Source organism: Kitasatospora albolonga (assembly GCA_002082585.1).
Taxonomy (GTDB): Bacteria; Actinomycetota; Actinomycetes; order Streptomycetales; family Streptomycetaceae; genus Streptomyces; species Streptomyces stephensoniae.
The window spans coordinates 3,096,505-3,109,388 of sequence record CP020563.1; the positions used below are offsets into that span (position 1 = coordinate 3,096,505).

8 protein-coding genes and 1 tRNA gene are annotated in these 12,884 nt (G+C 73.6%); 4 read left to right on the forward strand and 5 right to left on the reverse strand.

All coding sequences use genetic code 11. The features are described 5' to 3' along the window. The first annotated feature begins 5 nt into the window (after positions 1–5). The 3 genes from B7C62_13360 to B7C62_13370 all read left to right on the forward strand — a co-directional run bounded on the left by B7C62_13360 (position 6) and on the right by B7C62_13370 (position 4,103). Positions 6–1,430 carry a hypothetical protein gene (locus B7C62_13360; protein ID ARF73145.1) on the forward strand — a complete coding sequence of 475 codons (1,425 nt, stop codon included), beginning with the start codon at positions 6–8 and terminating at the stop codon, positions 1,428–1,430. Positions 1,431–1,441: 11 nt separating this feature from the next. After that, entirely contained in the window at positions 1,442–2,734 is a 1,293-nt protein-coding gene (locus B7C62_13365; protein ARF73146.1) for an MFS transporter, read from the forward strand. A 244-nt stretch (positions 2,735–2,978) separates the two neighbouring features. Beyond that, positions 2,979–4,103 carry a hypothetical protein gene (locus B7C62_13370; GenBank protein ARF73147.1) on the forward strand — a complete coding sequence of 375 codons (1,125 nt, stop codon included), beginning with the start codon at positions 2,979–2,981 and terminating at the stop codon, positions 4,101–4,103. Positions 4,104–4,337: 234 nt separating this feature from the next. Here the strand turns inward: B7C62_13370 and B7C62_13375 are convergent, their stop codons facing one another. The 4 genes from B7C62_13375 to B7C62_13390 form a co-directional block, all read right to left on the reverse strand. After that, positions 4,338–7,019, reverse strand: a complete 2,682-nt coding sequence (locus tag B7C62_13375; protein ARF73148.1) for a hypothetical protein — start codon at positions 7,017–7,019, stop codon at positions 4,338–4,340. After that, positions 7,016–8,461 (reverse strand): Xaa-Pro aminopeptidase, encoded by a 1,446-nt coding sequence (locus B7C62_13380; GenBank protein ARF73149.1) that lies wholly within the window; start codon positions 8,459–8,461, stop codon positions 7,016–7,018. Before B7C62_13380 ends, B7C62_13375 begins: the two co-directional genes overlap by 4 nt. A gap of 116 nt (positions 8,462–8,577) precedes the next feature. Beyond that, positions 8,578–10,053, reverse strand: coding sequence for a Xaa-Pro aminopeptidase (locus tag B7C62_13385; GenBank protein ARF73150.1), 1,476 nt, complete (start codon positions 10,051–10,053; stop codon positions 8,578–8,580). Between the two features lie 445 nt (positions 10,054–10,498). Then, the gene (locus tag B7C62_13390; GenBank protein ARF73151.1) at positions 10,499–11,317 is read right to left on the reverse strand and encodes a CoA ester lyase; all 819 of its coding nucleotides are present in this window, start codon (positions 11,315–11,317) and stop codon (positions 10,499–10,501) included. Positions 11,318–11,463: 146 nt separating this feature from the next. Here B7C62_13390 and B7C62_13395 point away from each other — a divergent pair. Next, positions 11,464–11,536: transfer RNA gene (locus B7C62_13395), tRNA-Arg, on the forward strand. A 62-nt stretch (positions 11,537–11,598) separates the two neighbouring features. On the opposite strand, the gene B7C62_13400 is transcribed toward B7C62_13395, so the two are convergent. Beyond that, a complete protein-coding gene (locus tag B7C62_13400; protein ARF73152.1) occupies positions 11,599–12,783 on the reverse strand; it encodes an acyltransferase in 1,185 nt (394 codons plus the stop codon). Positions 12,784–12,884 lie beyond the last annotated feature (101 nt).

Consider the following 12,884-nt stretch of genomic DNA (forward strand, 5'->3'; position numbering starts at 1 on the left):
CACCGATGTCCGGCACACCGCTGTCCGGCACCCTGTCCGGGCTCTCCGTCGCGGAGGCCGGGGCGCGGCTGCGCGCCGGGACGCTCACCTCGGTGGAGCTGGTGGAACACTCCCTGGGCCTCATCGACGCGTACGACGGTGAGCTGCACACGTTCGTCCTGGTCACCCGGGACCTCGCGCTGCGGCGCGCGGAGCGGGCGGACCGGGAGCTGCGCGAGGGCACCGACCGGGGGCCGCTGCACGGCATCCCGTACGCGCTGAAGGACATCCTCGCCGCCGAGGGCCTGCCCACCACCAACCACTCGCGGCTCACCCTCGACGACATCGCCGCCGAGGACAGCACGGTGGAGGCCCGGCTGCGGGCCGGGGGCGCGGTGCTGCTGGGCAAGCTGGCGACGTACGAGTTCGCGTTCGGCGGGCCGAGCACGGACCTGCCCTTCCCTCCGGCGGGCAACCCCTGGCACCGCGAGCACATCCCCAGCGGCTCGTCGTCGGGGGCGGGCGCGGCGGTGGCGGCCGGTTTCCTGCGGGTCGCCTTCGGGTCCGACACGGCCGGTTCGCTGCGCGGTCCGGCGTTCCACTGCGGGGCCGTCGGCCTCAAACCCACGTACGGCAGTGTCTCCGGCCACGGGGCCACCCCGCTGGCGCCCTCCATGGACCACTTCGGGCCGCTCGCCTGGACGGTGGCCGACACCGCCGCCGCCCTCCAGGCGGTCGCGGGCCCCGACCCCCGGGACCCCCGCACCCGCAAGGCCCCGGCGCCCGACTTCCTCACCCCGCTGACCGGGGACGTACGCGGGCTGCGCGTGGCGTACTCCAGGGCCTGGTACGGCTCCGACCCCAGCACCCTCCCGGAGATCACCGAGAGCATCGACCGGGCCCTGGTCCACCTGGAGAAGCTCGGCGCGGTCGTCGAGGAGTGCGCACTGCCCCCGTACGAACTCTTCGACGCCTGCGGGCGGGTCATCCTGATGGCGGAGGGGTTCGCCACGCACGAGGAGAACCTGCGCCGCGCGCCCCGGTCGTTCGGCCGCTTCACGTACCAGAAGCTGATGCCCGGCGCCGGGGTCACCCCGGACGAGCTCCAGCGGGCCCACCACATGGCCGACCGGCTCAGGGCGGCGCTCGACCGGCGGGTCTTCGCCTCCCACGACCTGCTGATCACGGCGTGCGGCCAGACCACGGCGGCCCGGACCGACGCCTTCGGCACCGACTGGCCGCCGCCGAAGCTGGCCAACGACATGCAGACCATCCCGTTCGGCGTCACCGGCCACCCGGCCATGTCCCTGCCCCTCGGGTTCGCGGGCAACGGCCTGCCGATCGGGGCGCAGCTCGTGGGGCCCGCGTTCGGCGAGGCGGACCTGTTCCGGGCCGGGCTCGCGCTGGAGGCGGAGTTCGGCCGACGGGACGTCCGGCCCGTCCTCGCATGAGTCGTGCCCGTATGAAGCATCCCCGTACGAGACGCCATCCTCCGCTCCCCACCGGCTTCTGGTGGCTGTGGGCCGCCACCCTGGTGAACCGGTTCGGCCTCTTCGTGATGCCGTTCCTCTCCCTCTACCTCGCCGTGGAGCGCGGGTACTCCGCCACGTTCGCGGGCCTGGTGATCTCGCTGTACGGGCTCGGCGGGATGGCGGGTTCACTGATCGGCGGTTCGCTCAGCGACCGGTGGGGGCGGCGGCCCACGCTCCTCACCGGGCAGCTGGGCGCCGCCGTCTTCACCCTGGCCCTGGGGTTCGCCCAGCAGCCCGTGGCGATCGCGGTGTGCGTCACCGTGCTGGGCACCGCGCTGAAGGTGTCGCAGCCCGCGATCGGGGCGATGCTCGCCGACCTGGTCCCCGCGGAGTCCCGGCCCCGGGCCTACTCGCTCAACTACTGGGCGCTCAACCTGGGGTTCTCGGTCTCCGCCCTGTCGGCGGGCACCCTGGCCGCCTTCGGCTATCTGACGCTGTTCGTGGTGGACGCGGCGACCACGCTGCTGTGCGCGGTGCTGGTCTTCTGGAAGATCCCCGAGACCCGGCCCCGGCCTCAGCCCCGGCCCACGAAGCACCGCACGGAAGTGCCCGCCGAGTGCCGTACGGAGGAGGCATCCACGAAGGCAGCCGCCGTCCCGCGCGTGTCCCCGGCCGCTGTGCTCCGCGACCGCCGGTTCATGTGCCTGGTCGGGCTGAACCTGCTGGTGGTCACCGTGTTCACGCAGCGGCACATGGCACTGCCGCTGTCCATCGCCGAATCCGGCCTCTCCACCGCGCAGTACGGCATCGTGGCCGGGGTCAACGGCGTCATGATCGTCACCCTCCAGCTCGCCGTCACCCGCCTCACCCAGCACCGGCCCGCCGCCCGGGTGCTCGCCGCCGGGGCGCTGCTGGTGGCGCTCAGCTCGGTGCTCAACGCCCAGGCCGAGACGGTGCTGCTGTACTGCTGCGCCGCCGTCGTCTACACCCTCGGCGAGATCGTCTACGTCCCCACCAGCGAGGCGCAGGTGCCCGCCATGGCCCCGGAGCACGCACGCGGCCGGTACGAGGGCGTGATGGTCCTGACCTGGGCCCTCGGCGGCTTCGTCGCACCGCTGACGAGCGGGCTGGTCATCGACACCTACGGCACGGACGCCCTGTGGGCGGGCTGCGCGGTGATCGGCGCGATCGCGGCCGCCGGGTACGTCGTGCTGCGCCCGCGCCACGGGAAGGACGGCGCCCCGCCGCCCGCCCCCGCCCTCCGGTCCGCACAGGCCCCCTAACAGGAGTGGAAAACATGGAAGACGCCACCTCGACGTCAACGACCACACGGACAACGGCTGTACGGGGGCCGCATGTGACGGACCCCCCGGCTGCTCCTCAACGCGTTCGACCACCAGTTCCGGGGGGTTCAGGACCTTCTGGTTCGACCGGATCGCCCCGGCCGGCCCCGTCGTCCTGCCCGCCGCCCAGGGCGCCGAACTGGAGGGCGCGATCGCGTATCTGGCCGGTCTGCTGCGGCGGGCGGTGCACCACCTGGGCGACGACTGCCTGTCCCGGCACCGGGCCCTCGGGCTCGACGAGCGGCTGACGGAGTTCTACGCGGACGAGGAGTTCGAGAACGCCTACGCGACGGTCATGGGCCGGCCGGACGTGATCCTCACCGACTCCGGCTGGAAGTTCATCGAGTTCAACTTCTGCTCGTCCACCGGCGGTCAGGTCTACGTCCACCTCCTCAACGAGCTGTGGCGGCAGCTGCTGCCCGCCGGCACCCTGAGCGCCCTCACCCTCGCCGACCCCCTCAAGACGCGCGGCGACCTGCTGCGCACGGTCCTCGACGATCTCGGCCTGGACCCGTACGTGGCGCTCGTCGGCTACCTCCCGGACGTCTTCCTCTCCGACTCCGGGGGAAACCGGAGGTACTACGAGATCGAGGTGGACGCCCTGCGGAAGTCGGGCATCCGGGCGGAGTACTTCGAGACGGACGAGTTCATCGAGGCCCTCGGCTCCCGCCGGGGCGAGTTCCCCCTGGTCCTGGAGCGGACCGTGCCGCAGGAGTGGATCGACGCGGGCCGGGAGCTCGGCCCGCTGCTGGCGATCAGGAAGTGCGGCTCCGCCGTGCTGACCCCGCAGAGCTCCTACCAGGCGGCGAACAAACAGCTCTTCGCCGTGCTGTCCCAGGGGCAGGAGTGGATGAGCGAGGAGGACCGGGAGTTCGTCCGGCGGTACATCCCCTGGTCGCGCTCGGTCCGGGAGGAGACCGTCGAGTACGGGGGCACGACCTGGAAACTCGCGGAGCTGCTGCGCGAACGGCGGACGGACTTCGTCCTGAAGCGCTCCGACGGCGACCAGAACTTCGACGTCCACATCGGCTCCCTGACCGACGCGTCCGCCTGGGAGGACGTCATCGCCAAGGCCCACGAGGCCGGTACGTGGATAGCGCAGGAGACCGTGCACAGTACGGAGATCCACGCGGACGTCCTCGACTGCGACCGGGGCGCCTACCTCGGCGTCTCGACGCGCGCGGTGTTCGGCCCCCTGTTCATGGGCGGGCGGATGACGGGATGCGGGGTGCGCTACGACGTACCCGCCCCGGGCGGCGGCGCGGCGGGGTCGAGCATCCTGGGCTCGGTCGGCTGGCAGACGGACTGAACCGGGCGGCGGTCAGGTGTGGGCCGTACGGGCGGGGCGCCGTGCGGTCCGGGGCCGTACAGCCTGAGGTCGTACGGTCCGGGCTCCGGGCGGATCGCGCGGTCGGGGATCGTACGGCCCCGCCCCTGACCCCGGCTCCGGCCCGGGCCGTACGGGCGGGGCGGAGCCGCGTACGGGCCACGTCCGGGGCGCCTACGGGCCGCTCCCGGCTCGTGTCCGGACCGTACGGCCCCCTCACCGCCCCGCCGGATGGGCGCTCTTCTGGACGAGCGCCGTCAGCTGGACCCGGGACCGTACCCCCAGCTTGCGGTAGATCCGGGTGAGGGCCGCCTCCACGGTCTTGACGCTGACGTACAGGGCGGCGGCGATCTCGCGGTTGCCGCGCCCCTCGGTGACCAGCTCGACGATCCGCCGCTCCGCGTCCGTCAGCCCGGCCGGCCAGCCCCGTACCTCGGTCCGCTCCGGCCGGGCCGGTTCCCACAGCGGCGCGCCCGCCCGGCGGAACACCGCGTCGGCCTCCGCCTGGAGCTCCCGGGCCCGGGCCGGGCGTCTGCGCCGCCGCTCGACGGTGGAGTACGCCAGGAGCACCCGGCCGCGCTGCAAGGGGTACCCGAGCCGGTCGAAGGTGCGCAGGGCCCGGTCGAGCAGTCCCTCGGCCGCCTCGTACGCGCCTGCCGCCGTATGGCACAGCGCCTCGGCCCGGTCGAGCGAGGCCAGCACCCCGCGCCGTACCGGCTCCTCGGCCCGGCGGCGGGCGTCGGCGACCGTCCGCAGGGCGGCGGGCAGGTCCCCGGCGGCGACCAGCGCCTCGGCGAGGTCGGCGTCGTAACGGACCTCTGCCGGGTCCACGATCCCCAGGTCCTGCACCAGGTCGCGGACCCGGAGCAGATCCGCCAGGGCGCCGCCGACGTCCCGGAGCAGCAGCCGGGTCATCCCGGACAGGTGCAGGCAGTGCGTGGCCAGGACGGTGTCGCCGTCCTCCTGCGAGGCCGTCAGGCCGAGGTCCGCGTAGGCGAGCGCCTGTTCGAGGGTGCCGCCCGCGAGTTCGGCGAGCGCGGCGGCGTGCCACGGCGGTCCGGGTGACGCGCCCAGCTCGCGGGTGAGCGCCAGCAGCCGGTGGGCCTCCTCGCGGGCGACCGGGCCCTCGCCGCGCAGGGCGTGGATACGGACGGAGCTGCTGAGCAGCCAGAGCCGGTCGGCGGGGCGGGCCGGGGGGTGCAGGGCGTCCAGCAGCCGCCCGGCCTCGTCCAGCCGGTCGTCGAGCAGGGCGAATCCGACGCCGATCCGGCGGGGCTCCCCGGGGGTGCGGCCCGCTCCGGCCGCCGTGCCCGCCGCCAGGGCGCGGCGGAGCAGCTCGGCGTGGCCCGGCGAGCCGCGTGCCTGCTCGATGCGGGCGGTCAGGGCCAGGGCGGAGGAGTGGGTCGTGGCGTCACCGGCCCGCCCGGCCAGTTCGGCGGCCGAGCGGGCGTGCGTCAGCGCCTCGGTGTGGCAGCCCCGGTTGACCCACAGGCTCCGGGCGAGCCGCAGGTGCGCCGCCGAGGCGAGCGCCGGTTCGTCGGCGGCCACGGCCTCGGCCAGGGCCCGTTCCGCCATGTGCTCCACCAGGGCGGCGCCCCGGCCCGCCGCGTCGACGACGGCGAGCCGGGCCTGGGCGCGGACCGCCGGGACGGCCCGTCTGCGGTCCAGCTGCTCCAGCGCCGTACGGGCCAGATCGAACCGCCCGGCCGCCTCGGCGTCCCAGGCGGCGGCGACCAGCAGATCGTGCCGGGCGCCGCCCGCGAGCAGGCCGAACTCGGCGGCCCGGGTGTGGTCGCCGCTCTCCCGTGCGGCGGTGGCGGCGTCGGCCAGCGCGGGGACCAGCCGCGCGGGGAGTTCGGCGGGGGTCAGGGCGGACGCCTCGTGCCAGACCCGGTCGTCGTCCTCGGACGCGGCGGCGGCCAGGGCCAGATGCGCCTGGCGCACCGCCTCGCCGCTGGCCTCGGCGAGGAGGCACTCCCGGACGACCGGGGCCGGGAAGCAGACGGTCCCGGAGACCCGGATCAACCCGGCGGCCTCGGCCTCCGCGAGGGCCACGTCGGCGGAGGGCCCGGCGGCCCGGCGTACGGCGTCGGGCGAGGGGTCGGCCGCCAGCGAGGCGAGGAGCAGCACCCAGTGCACCGGGGCCGCCAGCCCCGCGAGCCACGCCCGCAGCGCCTTGCGGGCGTGCGGGGCGAGCGGCTGGGTGTCCAGGACCGCCGGTGCTCCGGCCCGGGCGAGTCCGGCGGCGAGGTCCGAGACCAGCCGGGGGTTGCCGCCGGTCGCGGTGTGGATGCGCGCGGCGGTCCGCAGCGGGATGCCGAAGGACCGTACGACGGCCGCCGACTCCTCGGGGCTGAGCGCGGGGACGGCGATCTCCACCGCGTCACCGCCGAGGACGTCCTGCGGCAGCGGGCCGTCGGGCCGCAGCGCGGCCAGCAGCGAGACACTGCCCCGGCTGCGGCGGGCCGCGAAGCCGAAGACGTCGAGGCTGTCCGGGCCCCACCAGTGCATGTCGTCGGCGGCGAGCAGCAGACGGGCCCGGCGCCCCCACGCCTGGAGGCAGGAGAGGACCGTGACACGCAGGATCGCGGGATCGGGCTCGGGCCCGGTGACCCGGCGCAGCACCCAGTCGATCGTCGACCGCTGGATGTCGGGGAGTTCGCCGCTCACGTCCGCCGGGCAGACGGTGAAGAGGTCGACCAGGGGGACGTACGGGAGGTGGGCGTCGGCGGGCGCCGAGCTGAGCCTGACGACGGGGTCCCCGGAGGACTGCCACACCGTGCACACCGCGTCCAGCACGGCGGACTTGCCGAACCCGGTGGGCCCGACCACCGCCACCGCACCGGCCTGCCGCAGCTCTCCGGAGACCTGGTCGACCAGAGGGCGGCGCGCCCTCACCGCAACGCGTCCATCCACGCCTCGACCTCGTCCGCCCCGCGTGGCAGACCGGAGGAGAGGCAGAGCGAGCCGTCGGCCGTGATGACGAAGTCGTCCTCGATGCGTACGCCGATGCCGCGCAGTTCCTCGGGGACCGTCAGGTCGTCGGGCTGGAAGTAGAGGCCGGGCTCGACGGTGAGCACATGGCCCTCCGCCAGCACACCGCCCACGTAGGTCTCGCTGCGGGCGGCGGCGCAGTCGTGGCAGTCCAGGCCGAGCATGTGGCCCGTGCCGCAGACGGTGTACCTGCGGTACAGGGCGTCCTCGTGCGGGAGGGCCGTGCCGCCGGGCCGCAGCCCCCAGGCGTCGAGCCCCTCGGTGATGACGCGGGTCGCGGCGTCGTGGAAGGCGCTGTACGGCGCGCCGGGCCGCAGGGCGGCGATGCCCGCCGACTGGGCGGCGAACACCAGGTCGTAGACGCGGCGCTGGGCGTCCGTGAAGCGTCCGCCGACCGGCAGCGTACGGGTGACGTCCCCGGTGTAGAACGAGTCGGCCTCGACGCCCGCGTCCAGCAGGAGCAGCTCGCCCTCCCGCACCGGGCCGTCGTTGCGCATCCAGTGCAGGACGCAGGCGTGCGCCCCGGCGGCCGCGATGGTGTCGAACCCGAGGCCGTAGCCCTCGAGCCGGGCGCGGCGGTTGAAGGTGCCCTCGACCCAGCGTTCGCCCCGGGCGAGGCGGGTGGCGTGGGGCAGTTCGCCGACGACGTCGTGGAAGCCCGCGACGGTGTGCCCCACGGCGGCGCGCAGCTGCTCGATCTCCCACTCGTCCTTGACCAGCCGCAACTCGGAGAGGAAGGCGAGCAGTTCGGCATCGGCGTCCGGTGCGGACGGCGGTACGAGCGCGTCGACGCGTGCGTCCTCGCCGCGCACCACCCGGGTCGGGACACCGCCGCCGAGCGCCTGCTCCAGAGCGTCCCGGTGGGCCGCCTCGATGCCGAGAACGTCGGCGGTCTCCGGGAGCGTACGGCGTCGGCCGACCCAGAACTCGCCGTGCTGCCGGTCGCTGTAGAACTCCGCCCCGTACGGACCGGCGTCGCGCGGTGACCTCGGCCGGGTGAACAGGGTGACCTCGTGCCCGGTGCCGGTGGGCTCGAAGACGAGCACGCTGTCGGGCACCGCCTGGGTGCCCTGCTCGGCGGTGAGGTGGATGAACGCGGAGTGCGGCCGGAAGGCGTAGTCGAAGTCGTTGCTGCGGACCTTGAACCCGCCCGACGGGACGACGATCCGTTCCCCGGGGAACCGCTCGGAGAGCGCCGCGCGCCGCTTGGCCGCGTACACGGCCCCGGGGGCGGGCGGCAGTCCCGGGTCCGGGTCCGCCCACCCATGCCGAAAGACCTCGGCCACCGCGGCCGGTACTCGACGGTCGTGACTCCGCGTCCCGCGCAAGCCGTCCTGCCGTTCCATCGCACGCCTCCGTCATGGGGTGGTCGTCATATGCCTGTGGTGGTCGCCCTGCGCCTGTGGGGTCATGTGCGCGACGGTTCGGGGCCGCGGCCCGGGGCGGGCCGCGGCGGTCGCCGTCACCCCCGCAGCCGGGCCATCCATGCCTCCACCTCGTCGGCGGCCCGGGGCAGGCCGGCGGAGAGGTTCTCGTTGCCGTCCTCGGTGACCAGGAAGTCGTCCTCGATCCGGACGCCGATGCCGCGGAACTCCTCGGGCACGGTCAGGTCGTCCGCCTGGAAGTACAGGCCGGGTTCGACGGTGAGCACCATGCCCGCCGCCAGCGTGCCTTCGACGTACAGCTCGGTGCGGGCCTTGGCGCAGTCGTGGACGTCCAGGCCGATCATGTGGCCGGTACCGGCCAGCGTCCAGCGGCGGAACAGCCCGAGCTCGTACGCCTCGTCCACCGACCGGTCACCGAACAGGCCCCAGGCGGCGAGGTGTTCGGTGAGCACGCGCTGGGCGGCGTGGTGGAAGTCCCGGTACTTGGCGCCGGGCTTGACGGCGGCGATCCCGGCCGACTGGGCCTCGTACACCGCGTCGTACACCTTGCGCTGGACGGGCGTGAAGCGGCCGTCGACCGGCAGGGTGCGGGTGACGTCGGCGGTGTAGAGGTTGCGGCTCTCCACCCCGGCGTCGAGCAGCAGCAGGTCGCCCGGCCGGGTCTCGCCGTCGTTGCGGACCCAGTGCAGGGTCGTGGCGTGCGGCCCGGCGGCGCAGACCGACGCGTAACCGACATCGTTGCCCTCGATCCGCGCCCGGGTCCAGAACGTGCCCTCGATGGCCCGCTCCAGGGTCGGCGTCTCCGTACCGAGGAGCCGCACCACGTCCTCGAAGCCGCGGACGGTGGCCTCGCACGCGTGGCGCAGGTCGGCGATCTCGAACTCGTCCTTGATCAGCCGCATTTCGGAGAGGAAGACGCGGAACTCGGTGTCGCGCTCGGCGGTCACCTTGTCGTGCAGGGCCGCGTCGACCCCGGCGTCGTAGCCGCGCAGCAGCCGGATCGGCCCGGTGGCCCCGGCGAGCCGCTCGGTCAGCGTACGGACGTCCTCGCAGGGCAGCCCGAGGAGCCGCTCGTTCTCGGTGAGGCTGTTGCGGCGGCCGTCCCAGAGCTCACCGTGGTAGTCGAGCCAGAACTCGCCGGACTCGCGGTCGGACCGGGGAAGCAGATAGGCGGTCGCCCGGTGCCCGCCGTCCTGAGCGGGCTCCAGCACCAGTACGGCGTCCTGCGACTGATCACCCGTCAGGTAGACGTAGTCGGAGGAGGGCCGGAAGGGGTAGTCCGTGTCGTTGGAGCGGACCTTCGGGTTGCCCGCGGGCACCACCAGCAGCTCACTGGGGAACCGGGCGGAGAGCGCCGCCCGGCGGCGCGCGGTGAACTCCGCCTGCGCGATGGGCTCCAGGCCGCGGCGCTCGGTGTCCGCCCAGCCCTGCTTCATGTTCTCGGCGAGTTCGGTGCTCACGTCCCCGTACAGACCGTTCTTCCGCGTCCTGTTCTCGTCCGTCTCGTCAGTCACCACGGCCTCGGCCTCCTGAAGCGAATCCGTCACGCACATTCCTCCTCAATCGCAGAAGTCGGCGTCCCTGCGGGGCGACCGACCGGACATCTCAACCGGACATCTTCGAGGGGAGCACACCAGCCCACGCAGCAATAGCCGTACCGGATAAGCGACTTGGACCGGAACGAGGAACGACACACGGCAAGTCCGGCCATCCACACCGCTTCCGCGCGGACCGGCACGATCCGCACAGCACGCGCGCCTGCCCCGGACCCCCCTCAACTCCCCGGGCAGCACGGCTTCTTGCCGCAAACGGCACTCTCGCAGCCCCCTCGCACCCCCACTTCATACATCTGTATGAAATCTCGCGAATGCTCTTGCGTCATTTGTCGATGGGCCGACGGCGGACGCCCCCATAGGTTTCCCCGGTAGCTTCCCGCACCGGCCCGGAGGGTTTCCCCGCAGGTCAGCCCTCCGGAACTCCCACGGATCACCCCTCAGCTCACCCTTCGTCCCGCCCTTCGGCAAGAATCCGGCGGGCGCGTTCCAGCAGGGGCTTGTCGACCATGTGTCCGTCCACCACGGTAACGGAGTCCCCCGCGGCAAGCACGGTCCTCGCCCACTCCCGTTCGCTCGCGGTCGGCGCGAACCGCTCCGCCACGACGGCGACCTGCGCGGGGTGGATGCACAGCTTCCCGGTGAAGCCGAGCCGACGCCCGTGGGCGATGTCCGCGGCGAGCACGTCGAGATCCCGCACGCTGGTGGTGACCCCGTCGACCGGAGCGCACCGCCCCGTCGCCGCCGACGCCGAGACCAGCCGGGAACGGGCGTACGCGAGCGCCAGGTGGTCGTCGTGGGCGACCCCGAGCTGCCCGGCCAGATCCGCGTTGCCGAGCGCGACCCGCACCACCCCCGGGGCGGCGCACACCTCCACGGCCCGCTCGATCCCGGCCGCCGTCTCGACCAGCGGCACCAGGGGCGAAGCCCCACCCGCCCGGGCGCCCAGCTCCGCGAGGACCACGGGGTCCTCGGCCTTGGGCACCATCACGGGCACCCCGAACCCGGCCGCCATCGCGAGATCCTCGTCGCACCAGGGGGTACCGGTCGCGTTGATCCGGACCATGGCGTGACGCCCCGCCCCGAGCCACGCGGCGACATGACCCCGCGCCCGCCCCTTGTCCGGCACCGCGACCGCGTCCTCCAGGTCGAGGATGACCACATCCGCCCCGGTGGCGACGGCCTTGTCGAACCGGTCGGGCCGGTCCCCGGGCACGAACAACAGACTGCGGGCCGTTTCCAGCCGGCTCACGGACATGCTCATACGGACGGGCCCCTCCTCGACGACTGGCTCAGGAGCGCCATCATGTGCGGCGAGGGGCGGCGGGGTCGAGCGACCGGCGGGGCGGGCACACCACCCGCTACACTGGCGGCGGCGAGCAAACCGTCACGGATCGCTCGCACATCCTCGCCTTCGTAGCTCAGGGGATAGAGCACCGCTCTCCTAAAGCGGGTGTCGCAGGTTCGAATCCTGCCGGGGGCACACGACAAAGGGCCGGTCCAGAGGAGTGATCCTCTGGACCGGCCCTTTGCGATCACCAACGGCTACGGCGTACGCACCGACTCCGGCTCCGTGACCGATGGGGCCGGTGGGGCCGGTGGTGTCGTTGGTGGCGGTGGTACGTCGGCAGATGGCCGCTCCCGCTCCTTCTGCCGCTGCGGCCCGGGGGCGGCCGGGGCGAAGAGCCACCCCACGGAGGGCCGGGTCAGGGGGCGGACCAGGCGGCGTACGGGTGGGGAGCCGAGCAGCATCGTCAGCAGGATCGCGCACAGCACCAGGCCGACGATCTCCAGCGGGGTGTTCACCCGTGCTATCCAGCCCAGCTCCCGGGCGGGCAGGATGACCAGCGGGTGCAGCAGGTAGATCGTGAACCCGCCCGCGCCCAGCGCGCTGATCAGCGGCAGCCGCCGCCGGGGCATCAGCCGCAGCATGCAGAGCACCAGGGCCGCGGCCGAGGCCAGCACCAGCAGCCGGACGATCCAGGCCCACTCCAGGCCCAGCGGGTCGGCGTCGGAGTAGGGGTGGCGCATCGAGAGCCAGTTGCCCTTGATCTCCCTGTGCCACTGCCACCCCACGACACAGGAGGCGACGATCCCGGCGACCGCCGCGTACAGGCTCCAGCGGCTGGTGAACCAGGTGTCCAGGCCACCCTGGCCGATCCGCCAGCCGAGGTAGAACAGCGGCAGGTAGACCAGTGTGCGGCTCGCCGAGAAGGGCAGCCCGAACTCGTCGACGTACCCCACGGCGAGGGCCACGCCCGTGGTGACGAGCAGGGGGTGGCGCAGTTGGACCACCAGGGGCAGGAGCAGCCGCCAGAAGAAGAGCGACATCAGGAACCACAGCGTCCACGGCAGCTGGACGATATGCACGGTGAACCCGTCGCCCAGCCAGTACTTCTCCAGCGAGTAGAGCAGGCTGAACGCGAGGGCGGGCAGCACGATGCTCTGGAGCAGGGTGCGCAGGGAACGGGGGCCGAGGGGCCCCGCGCTGCTGAACACTCCGGCCAGCATGACGAAGGCGGGCACCCGGAAGGCCCAGCCGGCGATGTGGAAGGAGTGCAGCACGTCTTCCCGCGCCATGATGCTGCCGCCGGTGTGCAGGATCACGATCAGCGTGGCGGAGAGGAACCGGGCGTTGTCCCACCACGGGTTCCTGGACCGGCCGGGAGGGGGAGGGGGTCCCGGGGCGGCAGTCGTGGACTGTCCGCGGACGGGGAGGGGCTTGTCCATCGGGCGGCGGGCTCCTGGCAGCGGCTCGGCAGCGGAAGGTGGCCGGCGCACTGGTGTTCTCCTCGACGGGCCAGGACACACCGTGCCGATCTCCATGAAGG